The sequence below is a fragment of the Streptomyces sp. NPDC001941 genome (genome assembly GCF_040296945.1).
GTDB lineage: Bacteria > Actinomycetota > Actinomycetes > Streptomycetales > Streptomycetaceae > Streptomyces.
In genome coordinates this window covers 1-1,021 of the sequence record NZ_JBEOYE010000273.1, presented here as the reverse complement: position 1 = coordinate 1,021, position 1,021 = coordinate 1, and the positions used below count along the sequence as shown (strand labels likewise).

Below are 1,021 nucleotides of genomic sequence, written 5' to 3'. Positions count from 1 at the left end.
TAGGCTTTTCTGTTGTTCTTGCTCGTAATTTTTCATGTCTTTTGAAAAGCGACGTTCAAAATCATCGAGGATTTTCTCTTTTGTTTGCTTTAATTTTCTTGTAACGCGTTGAGTAAGTTCTGGTACTCGTCCTGCAAGCTGTTTGATTGTGTCAATAAATCGATTAATTTTTGATTCTCGCTTGAGAGCTTCTGATTTTCTTGGTTCAATTGCTTGTTCAAGGCTAACAATTTCTGATTCTCTTTGTTGAGTGTCTCGCTCAAGCGGAGTAATCGCTGGTTCTCGTTGTTCAACAGCTCTAAATTCGTTTTGTCTTGCTCGGTTTTCCAACTCATGTAAAATGGTCTCCCTTCCAAAATCAGAACCCAATCGGGTCTCTCGTGCTCGTCTTTGCTTGTTATTGGCGTCTAAAAAGGCATATGAGAACGTTTGGCCTCTTTCTGATAGAATTACCCCATTGTCAGATAATCGTTCCTTAAACGCTTCGTATGAGCTCACAGAGACATCTTGAAGCGATTTATTGATTCTTTCTCTCAAATCATCCATGTAAGAATACTCATTTTTGGCGATTAGTTCTTTTTCTGTCTCTGTTTGGCGCTCATTTGGTGGCTCTAAAATGTGCCAGTTCTCTCGAGAAGCGAGTCGATCATTCATTTCTCGTGCTCGTTGAACGCTTTCTCCTTTTTGTTGTCTTAATTTATTGCCTGTCTCTAAATTGTCCTTATTGACAATGATGTGGTTGTGTTAGTCGTGTTTTTTTCCGTCTAAATGCGTATACACAGCACTTTGATGGTTAGGATAGAGATTTTCTGCTAATTCAACGCCTAAATCATTGGCTTTTTGCCAGTCTTTTTGAACTTTCGGATTCAGTTCATCTAAGGCGAAAGATTGGGTAATACGCAAGACTTGATTGGATTCTTTGGTTTGGTTATGAAGTTGTCGAATGACATCAAATTGTTCTTTGGCGATAAAGGGATCAATCCCGTTGGTTCCACCCACGGCAACTGCCCGACAATTTGTC

General features: G+C 39.7%; 2 protein-coding genes. Both read right to left on the bottom strand.

The features are described 5' to 3' along the window. On the bottom strand, window positions 1-654 hold a 654-nt coding region (locus tag ABT160_RS47115; RefSeq protein WP_502984439.1), incomplete at its 3' end, for a relaxase family protein. A gap of 90 nt (window positions 655-744) precedes the next feature. Then, window positions 745-1,021: relaxase/mobilization nuclease domain-containing protein (locus ABT160_RS47225; protein WP_502984438.1), on the bottom strand; the 277-nt coding region annotated here is incomplete at its 5' end.